We start from the raw sequence: 12,223 nt of genomic DNA on the forward strand, positions 1-12,223 counted from the left end.
TCGCAACAAGATGTGTGGGCTTTTTTTATCTACAAATCGACAATGTGCTCTTGATAGTAGTCCGCAAGCGCACCAACTTGGCTGCTACACATTACTTTCATTGCTTGTTTAATGTGTTCTATTGGCCAGTTCCACCATTGGATATTGAGTAGAGTTTCAATCTCTTTATCGCTAAATCGTTGACGTACGACTTGGTTGTTTCCAACCACCACCGAATAAGGTTGCACGTCTTTCGTCATTACGGCGCGTGCTCCGATGACGGCTCCATCGCCGATGTTTACTCCAGGCATGATCATCGCCTCACTGCCAATCCAAACATCATTCCCCACCACTGTATCTCCGGCACGCTCGAAACCGTCTTGTACGCCTTCTCCAAATTCTTCAGGAGAAAAGGGGAAGGCCGAAATCCAGTCAATGCGATGACCTTGGTTGCCTGCCATCATGAAGGTGGTTCCAGAAGCGATGGAACAAAACTTGCCAATGATTAATTTGTCGATGCTATCGGGTTCTCTACTTTGCCATTCTTGAAGTGTGACGGGGTCACCCAACAAGTAGCGTACCGCTTGCTCTTCGAAGCTTTTTTGATAATAGAAGCCCGAGTAATAGCTGTAATCGCCAACGATGATATTGGGATTTGTGATGTGATCTTTAATGACTTGACCTTTTAACCACGTGTCGAAAACACTCATAACTCATCCTTTCAAATTTAGGTTGTACAGAGTTTAGATGCTTTCTATTATTTCCAGTAGTTTGATTTTAGAGATTCAGAATTACTGTATGGAAATAAAATGGCTCAGCTACGTACCACTTTACGTCGCTTTGTGCGAAGAGCGAAGTATTGCTGGCGCGGCAAAGTGCCTGAATTGTTCGAATGCGCATGTAAGTCGGCAACTTAAACAGCTTGAAGAGATATTGTCGGTGCAGCTTATTCAGCGAACTACGCGCCAGTTTAATTTGACCTACGATGGTTTGCGGTTTTATCAGCAGGTAAAGCAACTGCTCGAAGGCGCTGAGCAGATCAATGAACAAGTCATGGCAAACGAGATCGTATCGGGAAAATTGAGAATAGCGGCGTCCGCTTCTTTCGGAGCTGCGATACTCAGCCAAACATTGATCGAGTTTCGATTGCAACATCCACAAGTGAGCGTCGAAGTGATCTTCACAGAGAAACCTCTCGACTTGATTGAGGCCGGGTTTGATATCGCATTCTACTTTACCGATACTCCTCCAGAGGGATACATCGGCCATCAGCTACGCACTTTACACTGTAAACCGATCGCTCATCGCTCGTATTTAGCTGATAAACCAAATGTAAGTACGCCAGAGGAGCTTGGTGACTTAGAGCACATCCTTTATAAAAGTCGTGACTTGGTGTTAGACAAGTGGACGTTTACGCATAAGCAAACTCAACAGCAGTGCAGCATTGAGTTAGAAAGTACGCTGAGTTTTAATCTTGTCCAGTCCATGTTGGATGCTACTTTGACTGGCTGTGGTGTAGCCATGTTAGATGAATTTGCACTGGCTAAACTCGACCCTGCACAAAAAGAACAACTCGTGAGTTTGCTGCCAGAATGGCAAACGGATGCGATTTTGCCGCTTTATCTGCTTTACCCAAAACGTGAGCACTTACCAAGAAGAACGCGAGCGTTCATTGATCACTTTAGGAACATATATTCTGTCGGCGAATAGCGACAACAAACTTAGCAACTATTGAGGAAGCAAAGGAATGCGAAAACACTGTATTGCGATTGGTGGTGGTGGCTGGATGATGGGAGAGAATCCGAGTCCGCTCGATCAATACATTTTGTCTTTGTCTGGTAAGGAGAATCCAAACATTTGTTTTCTACCGACAGCCACGGGAGACGCCGATGAAGTGATTGAACGTTTTTACGATGCGAAGCTTAGTGAGAACGCAACCCATTTTCCGCTGTTTAAGTTTGATGCTGGTTGGAAAGAAACGCTATTTGAACAAGACATCATTTACGTCGGTGGCGGTAATACGCGTTCGATGTTGGCCATTTGGCGCGAATGGGGAATCGATAGAATACTCAAGCAGTGCTATGAACAAGGCATCATCATTTGTGGCATGAGCGCTGGTGCAATTTGTTGGTTTGAGTTTGCGGTGACAGACAGTGATCCCGAAGCATACCAAGTTATGCGTTGTCTCGGATTAATTGACGGTTTGGCTGCGGCGCATTTTTCTCATGTAGGTGAGAAGTTCGAGGTTTTCCAAGCCTTTGCTCGTTCTCAACCGAGCATCACTTGTTATGGCATTCACGATTATGCGGCATTGCACTTTGTTGATGGAAAATTGTTAGCTACTGTCACCAGCTTTCCTGATGCCGGTGTGTTGGTCAAAACAGGTAACGAAGAAAACATATTGCGAGGGTGAGCTTCTTCAAATCAGCATTAAAGGCAATAACTGCTGACCGGACATAGAAGAAGCTCATGGATTCAGCTAACTTACATTAAGTATCGTGCTTACAGCTCGTAACGCAGACCTAAGTGGTAGTAGCTTTCGTCTGCGTGCGCACCGCCAAACGAGACTTCTTGTCCATTGCTGTAGCCACGCGAGCCGTTACGATCAACGTAGTTTGTGTAGATAGAAGAACGAGGCGTCAGTTTGTATTGCACTTCTAGCGTTGTATCTTTCAGCTCTAGCTCGTCACCATCACTGTTTTCTAAAGAACGATAACCAGCACGCAGTACCCATTTGTCATTTACACTGTAAACCGCCGTTAGTTCCATCACTTTGTCGGTACTGGTTTGCGAGTAATAGCCCTCTAGTTCGTCTTCCGAGTACAACGCACCCAACATCAAATCTCCTACGTAGTAACGTGTACCTGCGCCCCAGAAGGTGTAATCGGTGTCGTTGCTTTCACGAGCATCACCTTTATTTTTCTGCAGCGCCACCACTGGTGCCAAGGTACCCAAATTCCCCATATCTAGCGTATAACGCAGTGCAGTGTTGTAACCGTAGTCGAGTTCAGAAGTGTTGTTTCCTAAAATGTACGCGACAGAAAAATCGAAATTACCTAGGCTGTTTTGGTATTGCAGCGTGCCATCTTGACGGAAAACTTGCGTCGCGGTTTTGTCGACTTTATTCGCTTGGCGCGCCATAGAAACATCGGAAGAGGCGAACACATCACCAATGTCGGTAAACATAATCAATCCAGATGCCACGCGACCACCAGTAATGCGACCATAATCTTTCGCATCAATACCCGCCCATACATAACGTGCAGTCAGAGACGGTTTGTCGTTTACTTGGTTTGCGTATTCAGCGGCACCCACTTGGTATTGCGCTTGGCCGATGATCGACGCGTACTCGTTGATGGTTTGTGAACCGTTTAAACCAATACGGCCATCAAACTCGCCATTTGCATCGCCGTGCTCATCATTTTTACTGGTGACATTGAAACCAAGACGAGAGTAAATATTTAAAACTGACCCATCTTCCGCTTGATACAGCTGTGCTGCCATTGCGTTTGATGCCATCAATGTTGGGAGAAGTAGAGTCAAAATGTGCTTTTTCATGATTAACGACCTTTCATTTCTATTGTTTTAGGTACGACAAAGCTCCTTCCGAGTAACGGAATAAGAAAAATTGTCGTGAAGTAGAGAGAGGGTGCGCCCTTGTTTGCCAAGGGCGCGAGCTAGTCCATTCCTATAGGGGAAGAATGATTTAGCTTAAATCGACGTCTTTGCAGCCAAAGAAGTAAGTCGCGAGGAAGCCGACGATGTAAGAGATAAGCAGGCCAGCAACAAACACCATCATGCCCGGGAAGATGCCATTTTCAGATGTCATGAGAGGAATCGCCACGATACCGGACGGGCCAAACACCGTATTAAGACCAACTGGCAAGCCAAGGTAAGAAACTAAACCGATAAAGAAGCCGCCTGCAGCACCACCAATACAAGCGGTAACGAATGGTTTTACGCGTGGTAATGTCACGCTGTAAATCAATGGTTCGCCAATGCCTAGAAGACCCGGAATAATAGCGCCTTTAACTTGAGTGCGTAGTAGAGCGTCTTTTTTGGCTTTGAAATACAGCGCCATTGACGCGTCAACCTGACCGCCACCAGCCATCGCCAAGATAGGAAACAGCGAGTTAAAACCCTGTGCTTCCATCAATGCGAAGTACACTGGAACAAAACCCTGGTGGATGCCAAATACCACAGAAATTAAGAACAAACCTGCCAAGATTGCAGCGCCTAATGGGTTATCGTTCAAGTTGAGGAACAACCAAGACATCCCTTTAAACAGCTCGCCGCCGATCGGCATGATGATCAAGAAGGTTACCGCACCCATGATCAATAGAGTAATAACGGACGTTAAGATCATGTCCAGATCATCAGGCATGTATTGACGGACTTTACGCTCGACTTGCGCACCGATGATCGCCGCCAAAAGTACGCCGATAATGTTGCCGCGCGGATCAATCGCAAAGCCGAAAAACTCGTTCATGCCAGAGTAAATGCCGGATGTAGCCTCTGGGTTGTAACCCAGCACAAACAAAGAGGCGAGAATGGCACCATTAACACCAGAGCCGCCAAACGCTTGCTGCGCGTTGTAACCAATCAGAATACTTAAGAAAGCAAACAGACCCTTACCAAAGACTTTCATGTAGGCGATCAAATCCAACATAAACTGGCTTGGTGTCTGGTCGAGAACAAACATCTGTTCCAATAGCGTCGCAAAACCTAGCAACAAACCAGCGGCAATAAAGCCAGGGATCAACGGCGTAAAGATGGTGGCAAACTTGCTTAAAAAACGCTGAACAGCACTGGTTTGTTTGCTCTTCATCTGTTTTTTCTGCTCGGCCGCGACAGCAGAAAGATCTTGTTGCGGCATATCTGGTTCTTCACTGTCACCAGAAGTTAAGCTGTCGATCAGTTGATTCATCATCTCAGCCGCTTGTTGAGCTTTTCCGGGACCGAGAATGATCTGAAACTGCTCATCGCTTTCCACCACACCCATTACACCGGGAATTTGCTTGATAACTGACTGATCAGCCAAGCCATTGTTAGCTAGTGATAAACGCAAACGTGTCATACAGTTACCACATTTGCTTACGTTGCTACTGCCACCCACTGCGGACAGCAACTGCGATACTGTGTTTGAAGTTATTTTTGCCATAGGGTCTATCCTTCAGAACTCGGATTATTTAGTTATTATTTAGTGCTGCGCGAATAAAACCGTTGTGCGCGGCGAGGCGTGATTTAGCTTGTTCGGCATCCAAATTGGCCAAAATCATTAAGATGGCGGTTTTACAGTGGCGATCGCAGGCATTTAATGCTCGCTCTGCTTCTTCTTTTGAGGCGTCGGTTGCTTCCACAACAATGTTGGTTTGGCGTTGAATGAGCTTGTCGTTGGTGGCCTCTACATCCACCATTAAGTTACCAAACACCTTGCCGCTACGAATCATTGCGCCTGTCGTGAGCATGTTTAACACCAGTTTTTGTGCAGTGCCGGCTTTCATGCGAGAAGAGCCAGTAACGACCTCTGCGCCAACAATCGGCAGAATCGCGATGTCGGCCGCTTTTGCCATGGCACATTCTGGATTACAGGCGATAGATGCGGTCGTAGCTCCGATGGATTTAGCGTACTCCAAACCACCTATCACATAAGGTGTGCGGCCACTTGCTGCAATGCCTACAACCACGTCATGCTTGGTGAGGTGAAGTGACTTTAAGTCGTCTTGACCCATTTTCGCGTTGTCTTCTGCGTTTTCTACCGCTTTCAAAATCGCCTGATGTCCACCAGCAATTAAGCCAATCACCATATCTGGGTGCGTGCCGTAGGTAGGAGGACACTCGCTCGCATCAAGAATTCCTAAGCGGCCTGATGTGCCAGCTCCCATGTAAATTAAACGGCCACTATTTGCAAAAGCTTGGGTAATTGCATCAACTGTCTCTGCAATTTGTGGTAGCACCGCTTTTACCGCTAGCGCGACCTTTTGATCCTCTTCATTAATGACTTGCAGCATCTCGATGGTCGAAAGCGTATCGATCTCGGCACTGGCTGGGTTACGGCTTTCTGTCACCAATCGGCTTAAATCAATTTTCATGTTTTACACTCTTCGTAATGTTCAATCTGAGGGCGATTCTATGGAATAAAATATTCTGTTTTGGTGATAAAAATCACACTTGAGGTTATTCTTTGTGCAGGCGAAATTTGGAATAATGAGAGAAAATATACGTCCATTACATCCGGTATAAACTGGCTTGGTTAGAATAATCATGGAGTTAAATCAAACTCCAATTATTTTTGTTTTGGAATAATTTATTTAAATTTTTTGAGGTTTTTGTTGTGTCAGTTATCAATAAGATAGTCGCGAGGCGTACTCAGCTTTCGCAAAGTGGTCGTTTGGTCGGCGATTGGATTGTTGAAAACGCAGAAAAGGCCGCGCTGCTCACTAGCCAAGAACTTGCGGCGCAAGTAAAAGTGAGTCAATCGAGCATTGTGAAATTTACTCAGCGTATCGGCTTTAAAGGCTACAGCGAGTTTAAGTTAGCTCTGAATGAAGAGATTGGCCGTAAGCATGCGATGCAGTCGACACCGCTGCACAGTGATATTTTGGCAGACGATCCCATCGCGGTTATTTCACAGAAGCTGGTGAAAGCAAAAACAGATGCTATGTTTCAAACCACCAATGCGCTGTCTTATGAAGCGTGTCACCAAGCGGTGAAATGGTTGAGTGAAGCGCGTCGAGTGCAAGTGGTCGGGATTGGGGGATCCGCCCTGACCGCGAAGGATTTAAGCTTTAAACTGCTTAAACTTGGTATTACGGCGCTTTCTGAACAAGACAGCCATGTGCAGATTGCTGTTGCCCGCACGCTTTCTCCAGAAGATGTTCAGATTGCGATTTCGTATTCGGGCGAACGCAAAGAAATTCTCGTCGCCGCAGAAGCGGCAAAAGAGCAGGGCGCGAAGGTGATTGCGTTATCTGCGCCTGGAAGAAGTCGCTTGCGTGGTATTGCCGACATTACGTTTGATACGATTGCCAATGAAACGGAACATCGCAGCTCATCCATTGCTTCGCGCACCGCGCAAAACGTGATCACCGATTTGTTGTTTATTGTTTTGGTTCAACAAAGAGACGACAGTGCCCGTCAGTTGATCAGCGATATCAGTACCGATATCAAGCAGATCCTCACATGATCGCTTGTTCAACAGCGGACTAAAGATCCGGATCGTGCATCAGCAAAGCAATAAAGGCGGACAGATGCTTTTCAATGGTGAGATCAGCAGAAATCGCCGGTAACTCCAACGTGATGCAAGGTAAATCACGTTCACTACACCAAGTGCCGAATGAGCCGGGCGTTTCGTAGTCGACATCGTCAACGATTGGCAGTTGGAACTGCTCGCCGAGCCATTTGGCAAGGTCGGAATGTTTGGGATCATCCACAAAAGCAAGCGGTTCATGAAACGACACAACAAACTTTGGCTTGCGCAGTTCAATCAAGTTAATTAATGCGCTAACTTCAGGCTCTAGTTGGTTTTTAGTGCCAGTTTTCACCTTTACGTCTCGAACGGGTGTGTGAGAGCTCCATCGATACACTGTGCCATGCTCAGTCCAATTTTGGGTTGGAAACGCGCGATTGAGATCCACTTGGTTTGCATTTGCGCGTGTGCCTAGTTGGTTGCCGTCGGGATTCATTGACAGAATCACATCATGTCGTAAGTTTTCAGCAGGCAAGCTTCTTAGTGCGCAGGACAAACCTGCAATCGAGGCCGTCTCATCCCCGTGAGTGCCTGCCAAAATCAAACCTCGCGAAGCACCTTCGACTTGTGCCGGAAAATACAGTAATGGCGCACCAAGTACGGATTGACCGTATGTTGTTGGCCGAATTAAAAATGCCGCTCTTTCCGTTCTTGGAATTAGACTCACCGTAATCTCCTGATTGATGAAGTAGTATCAATATCTAAGCTAATTAAACCTAGCTAAACCGAACCGTTTAAACTCGTCAACGGTTGAAATGTTAATTGTGGCGCTTGCTTCACAAGACGCGTTAGGAGAACGAAAAACGATATGGATTTTAAAAAACATTCAACGGCGTTGATGATTTCCTCTTTATTCACCCCTTTTCTTGCTACATCAGTTGCTGCGGAGACCTTACCTAAAGACATTCAACTTGCCGCAGAACAGCATTTAGTACGTGCGAATGACGCAGAGGCGGCGACGCTTGACCCGGCAAAAGCCGAAGGTCTGCCAGAAATGCACGTGATTCGTGACTTATTTGAAGGGCTTGTTATTCAAGATCGTGACGGAAACATCATTCCCGCTGTGGCAGAATCATGGGAAACCAAGGACAACCAAACCTTTGTTTTTCACTTGCGCAAAGACGCAAAATGGTCGAATGGCGAGCCCGTGACGGCGGATGATTTTGTCTATTCACTGCGCCGAGCGGTGGATCCGAAGATCGCTTCTCCAAATGTTTGGTATCTCAAACTCACCAAGATCAAAAACATCACCGATGTAGCAGAGGGCAAAAAGCCTTTGGACGAGCTCGGTATCAAGGCGGTGGATAAATACACCCTACGTTTTGAGTTGGACAGTCAAGTTCCGTACTTTGTTGCCATGACTGGGCACACGTCCATGATGCCAGTGCATCAAGCGACAGTGGAAAACCGCGACAAGCCGTGGAGCGATCCAGACCAATTTGTTAGCAACGGTGCATTCACATTGGATAAGTGGGTCGTGAATGAGCGCATTGAACTGGTTAAGAGTCCAAGTTACTGGGACAGCGCAGATACGCATCTAAACAGAGTGACTTACATTCCGTTTGAAAACCAAAACGCGTCGATCAATCGTTATGCGGCAGGAGAGCTGGATATCACGTCAGATGTGCCGACTCATATGGCGCAGAAGCTTAAACAAGATTACAAGCAGGCTTACACGGTGGTGCCATTGTTGTGCACGTATTACTACGCGTTCAATACCACTCGTCCGCCATTTGATGATGTGCGAGTGCGTCAAGCGGTGTCGTACTCCATCATGCGTGATGTGATTACGAATGGTGTCACGCAAGTGGGTAACCTTCCTGCTTATACCTTTGCGCATCAGTACACCGCCGGGTTTGATGCGACGCCGCCTGAATACAGTAAGTGGAGTCAGCAACAACGTGACGAGAAAGCGCGTCAGTTGTTAAAAGAAGCGGGTTACAGCAAAGACAAGCCGCTCGATTTTAAATTGCTGTACAACACCAGTGAGGCAAACAAATCGATCGCGGTTGCGATAGCGTCGATGCTACAAAAAAATCTCGGTGCAAACGTGGAGTTAGAAAACCAAGAGTGGAAGTCATACTTAGTGGCGCGTAAACAAGGCAATTTCGATGTGATGCGTGCTTCCTGGTGCGGTGATTACAATGAAGCGTCTACTTTCCTGAGCTTACTTCGCTCAGGTTCTTCGGGTAACTTTGCACGTTACAGCAATGCAGCGTACGACAACGCGATGAACAGTGCATTGGCTGCAACCGATGAGAAAGCGCGCCAAGGATCTTACGACCAAGCTGAACAGTTGCTGGCGACAGATATGCCTATCGCACCGATTTACTACTACATGCAAGCGCGTTTGGTTCGTCCTACGGTTGGCGGTTTTGCCAAGAACAACGTAGAAGGTCGTATCTACTCGAAAGACCTCTACATCAAGAAGTAGCGCTCAAAACAAGCGATAAATATGAAGCCCCGAAGATGTATCTTACGGGGCTTCTTTTTATTGTTAGCGAGTGGAGAGCTTGTTCACGAGCATAGCGACTCGTTTGCCAAGATACTCTGCTGTTGCAACATCAGAAGCATGCAACTGACCACCTTCACCACCTTGTGCAACAATACCACCTTGTACACCATAACGATTCAGGTTTTGCTCCCCAGAATTGCTGATCTTATCCAACCCGACCCACATCATGCCGTGTTGGTTAGCGAGCGTTTGTAGATATTGTAATGTGCAAGATTGGTCGCCATTCATTGCCCCACCACTGGTAAAGCCAGCCGCGATTTTGCTCGCCCATTTTTGGTAATACCAAGATTCACTGCTTGCATCTGCAAATGCTTTAAACTGCGCTGCTACACCGCCCATATAGGTCGGTGAGCCAAAGATAATCGCATCACACTCAGCAAGTTCATCCATTAGTTTAGGGTTCACAAAACGTCCCTCAATAATCTCACTGCCTTCAATTCGGTGAGAGAGGATTTCACATTCATCTTGCTGCTTAATGCCTTGTTGTTCAACGCCTGCGGCAATCGCGCGAGCAAGCTGACCAGTAACGTCGGTTTTAGAGAAATAAATAATCGCAATTTTGGACACAATGGTTCCTTTTTTCATTGTTGATTTTTAATCGTGCGACTAAGGCTAAAACCTCAAGCTAAGTTGAGGTCAATAAGAGATTTGAGATAGATAAAGTACGAATTGGTATCTAAAGAGCTTTCTTATAGGGTAAGTCGACGGCATAACTACAGTGAATGCAACGACGATGAATGTCGTGTATAAAAGCGTTAAAGGAAGATCTTAAAGATGTAGAAAACTCTCTTGGAAACAATGATAAAGGTACCGATGCTAGTGATGATTAATAGGCGGAAAAATAGATTAAAATATGTAAACTCAGACCTGATCCAAGGCGGGAAAAGTACATTTCATCGTTTCTTAAGGCGAGGGATTATTATCATTATGGTAGGAGGCCTTTCTACAGCCTCTTCCACGGTATTTGCACACTTTATAGGGGGGGGGGTGATGTGGATATGAATGTTCATCCAGAGAGCTTAGAAGAAAAAGTGCATGCACTACTTTTTGTTTCGGTCAGTCTTGTTTTTTACCTCTTTTCTGCCCTTATCTCGCTAAATATTAGTGGGTGGCTCATAATGAAGCTAAAAATATAAGCTTAACTAAAACCATGTCCTTGTATTTTAAGGAAGATGGAACTAGTGACGATTTTTTCTTTGCTTGCACCATCTCTATTTTTTGTATTTATTTAAGGTTCGTAAAGAAGAAGCTTACTTTGGTTAAAGTGGCGCTTTTGGTTTCGGCGATGTGTCATGTGTTTATCATGAAAGAATACAGCGGTGACCTTTCAGTTTATACGTTTTGTCTCTTCACTGTTGTTCTCCATTAACTTTGGGTTATTTGTGACTACCAAGTGATATTAAAAAGCCGATGTATCTACATCGGCTTTTTAGTGGGTTATTTCTTTCTGCGAGTATAAATCCGAGATTTTGCTTTACTTGGCTCTGGCTTGTTTTTCGCCAGCTTTAGTACCGCTTTTTGCAAAATCTGGTTGTTTGGGTAAGTGATCAAGTTACCGTTATCGTGCTTAATTAACACGTGAAACATACTGATTTCTTGAATCTCGCCGCTGATGTCTTCGTCTTTGTCTACGACTTTAATGCGATCGCCCACTCGGTATGGGAAGACAAAAAAGATCAAAAAGCTGGCAGTGATGTTGCTCAGAATTGACCATTGCGCAATAAACGCCACACCCAATACGGCGAAAATGGACGATAGGAACAATGACACATCGCCATAGCCAATCCCGGTGATAATGGCAAAAACAGACGCGGTTAAAAATAACAGCACGACGTTAAAACAACGCTGAATAAAACTCAGGCGGGCCTTTTTTACACCTTTTGAGGTCGCTAAGTTTAAAATGGCTCGATTGACGATTCTCTTCAGAATGCGATAAGCAATCAGGACAATAATGCCCATTAAGACTTTGTACCCGAGAAAGCCAGCGGTGAAATACTGGCTCACTTGATCTAGATGGATCCAATCATTCATTTCTTCAACTCGACGATATTAAGAAAACCGCTGTTATAGCTGATTTTCTGATGTAAGTAATCACAAATTTTCTCTCTCCATTTTTCGTCTCTCTACCTAGGAACTTCGCCCTAGAGCCTACGGAGAGTTGTAGAGTTTTATCAATAGTGTGAAGAGCTTTGCTTCTGTTTGCGCTCACCGCATATATTCAACCAAAGTTGATGCGGTTTTAAAGTGTTTAATGTTTGAGCTGTATCTCATATCCGGTATTGTATGAGGCTAGGAGCGTATAAACGTGCTGAATATGATTTTTGTCCTGATAACCTAAGACGTGTTGAGTGAAATGGCTTGCTAGGATATCTATCAAATGGAAGAAGATGAAAAGGCGATTATGATGTTGGTCGTGATTGTGGGGCTAGTGCTCGTTTGGATAGCGCTTGAAGAGCTTAACTATCTTGGATTCTCAATAA

The 12,223-nt window shown here is 45.5% G+C and carries 11 protein-coding genes; 4 read left to right on the forward strand and 7 right to left on the reverse strand.

What is annotated here, in order from left to right; genetic code table 11:
* Window positions 1-29: 29 nt before the first annotated feature.
* Entirely contained in the window at window positions 30-689 is a 660-nt protein-coding gene (catC, locus tag LIX84_RS10185; protein WP_226421218.1) for a CatB-related O-acetyltransferase, read from the reverse strand.
* A gap of 88 nt (window positions 690-777) precedes the next feature.
* Here catC and LIX84_RS10190 point away from each other — a divergent pair, with 88 nt between their 5' ends.
* Window positions 778-1,689, forward strand: a complete 912-nt coding sequence (locus tag LIX84_RS10190) for a LysR family transcriptional regulator (RefSeq protein WP_226421219.1) — start codon at window positions 778-780, stop codon at window positions 1,687-1,689.
* 37 nt (window positions 1,690-1,726) lie between these two features.
* Window positions 1,727-2,392 carry a peptidase E gene (locus LIX84_RS10195; protein ID WP_025526686.1) on the forward strand — a complete coding sequence of 222 codons (666 nt, stop codon included), beginning with the start codon at window positions 1,727-1,729 and terminating at the stop codon, window positions 2,390-2,392.
* A gap of 89 nt (window positions 2,393-2,481) precedes the next feature.
* Here LIX84_RS10195 and LIX84_RS10200 read toward each other — a convergent pair whose 3' ends face one another.
* The 3 genes from LIX84_RS10200 to murQ all read right to left on the reverse strand — a co-directional run bounded on the left by LIX84_RS10200 (window position 2,482) and on the right by murQ (window position 6,071).
* A complete protein-coding gene (locus tag LIX84_RS10200) occupies window positions 2,482-3,537 on the reverse strand; it encodes a porin (RefSeq protein WP_140302236.1) in 1,056 nt (351 codons plus the stop codon).
* A gap of 148 nt (window positions 3,538-3,685) precedes the next feature.
* Complete coding sequence (gene murP, locus LIX84_RS10205) at window positions 3,686-5,140, reverse strand: PTS N-acetylmuramic acid transporter subunit IIBC (protein WP_226421220.1); 1,455 nt, start codon at window positions 5,138-5,140, stop codon at window positions 3,686-3,688.
* A gap of 28 nt (window positions 5,141-5,168) precedes the next feature.
* Window positions 5,169-6,071: an N-acetylmuramic acid 6-phosphate etherase gene (murQ, locus tag LIX84_RS10210; protein WP_226421221.1), complete on the reverse strand. Its 903-nt coding sequence runs from the start codon at window positions 6,069-6,071 to the stop codon at window positions 5,169-5,171.
* A 242-nt stretch (window positions 6,072-6,313) separates the two neighbouring features.
* Between murQ and LIX84_RS10215 the strand changes: the two genes are divergently transcribed.
* Complete coding sequence (locus LIX84_RS10215; RefSeq protein WP_226421222.1) at window positions 6,314-7,165, forward strand: SIS domain-containing protein; 852 nt, start codon at window positions 6,314-6,316, stop codon at window positions 7,163-7,165.
* A 19-nt stretch (window positions 7,166-7,184) separates the two neighbouring features.
* On the opposite strand, the gene mpaA is transcribed toward LIX84_RS10215, so the two are convergent.
* Window positions 7,185-7,895, reverse strand: a complete 711-nt coding sequence (gene mpaA, locus LIX84_RS10220; RefSeq protein WP_226421223.1) for a murein tripeptide amidase MpaA — start codon at window positions 7,893-7,895, stop codon at window positions 7,185-7,187.
* 141 nt (window positions 7,896-8,036) lie between these two features.
* Here mpaA and LIX84_RS10225 point away from each other — a divergent pair, with 141 nt between their 5' ends.
* Window positions 8,037-9,662 (forward strand): ABC transporter substrate-binding protein, encoded by a 1,626-nt coding sequence (locus tag LIX84_RS10225; RefSeq protein WP_226421224.1) that lies wholly within the window; start codon window positions 8,037-8,039, stop codon window positions 9,660-9,662.
* 63 nt (window positions 9,663-9,725) lie between these two features.
* On the opposite strand, the gene LIX84_RS10230 is transcribed toward LIX84_RS10225, so the two are convergent.
* Both LIX84_RS10230 and LIX84_RS10235 read right to left on the reverse strand, forming a co-directional pair.
* Complete coding sequence (locus LIX84_RS10230) at window positions 9,726-10,310, reverse strand: flavodoxin family protein (RefSeq protein ID WP_017821885.1); 585 nt, start codon at window positions 10,308-10,310, stop codon at window positions 9,726-9,728.
* Window positions 10,311-11,180: 870 nt separating this feature from the next.
* Window positions 11,181-11,774: a mechanosensitive ion channel family protein gene (locus tag LIX84_RS10235; protein WP_226421225.1), complete on the reverse strand. Its 594-nt coding sequence runs from the start codon at window positions 11,772-11,774 to the stop codon at window positions 11,181-11,183.
* Window positions 11,775-12,223 lie beyond the last annotated feature (449 nt).

The organism is Vibrio sp. E14 (genome assembly GCF_020515785.1).
Taxonomy (GTDB): domain Bacteria; phylum Pseudomonadota; class Gammaproteobacteria; order Enterobacterales; family Vibrionaceae; genus Vibrio; species Vibrio diabolicus.